Source organism: Bartonella sp. MR168JLCBS (assembly GCF_042194175.1).
This window is the reverse complement of sequence record NZ_JBHIMP010000391.1, coordinates 1-696: the sequence shown is the minus strand read 5'-3', so window position 1 is coordinate 696 and position 696 is coordinate 1. Positions and strand designations below refer to the sequence as shown.

The window sequence follows — 696 nt, the reverse complement described above, 5'->3', positions numbered from 1 at the left end:
CATAAAATGCATCCTTTTCGTCGTGATAAACGCATTGATGTTTTTCGTTCTTTAGCCTTATTGACGATTTTCATCAACCATATTCCCGGAACTCTCTATGAAACAATAACACATAAAAATTTTGGTTTTTCTGATTCAGCAGAAATATTTGTTTTGCTTTCAGGAGTTTCTCTTGGATTAAGCTTTTATCCGCGCTTACATCAGGAGTCTTTTACTTTTATTGTGCGCAAACTTTGGCGCAGAGCTTTCCGGCTTTATAGGGCATATCTTTTTACCACCTTTGCAACTTTAAGTCTTTTTTCCGGAGCCTTTTTATTGTGGCGCACAGAGAAACTTTTATCGATGAACAATGTGGGTTTATTTTTTACACAACCCTTTATCGCATTTTTTAGCACCTTAAGTTTTGGACATCAATTGGGGTATAATAACATTCTTCCACTTTATATTGTGCTGACACTTTTTGCGCCTTTTGTGCTTTATTTGAGTTGTAAACGGAAAGGGCTGTTGCTTTTAGGCTCGTTTATGCTGTACCTCATCTGTGGACTTTATGAAATTGCCCTTCCTTCTTATCCATTACAAGGAAAGTGGTTTTTGAACCCCCTGTCATGGCAAGTGCTTTTTGTTATAGGGTTGATCAGTGCTGTATCTCTTAAACAGGGAAAAACAATTGCCTTTCAGCCTTTTTGGATTGCTTTT

Annotated in this window: 1 protein-coding gene; it reads left to right on the top strand. The window is 37.2% G+C overall.

Annotated features, from left to right (window positions below):
• Positions 1 to 696, top strand: a 696-nt coding sequence (locus ACFIK8_RS11575; protein WP_375669512.1) for an OpgC family protein, incomplete at both ends; no start/stop codon positions are given.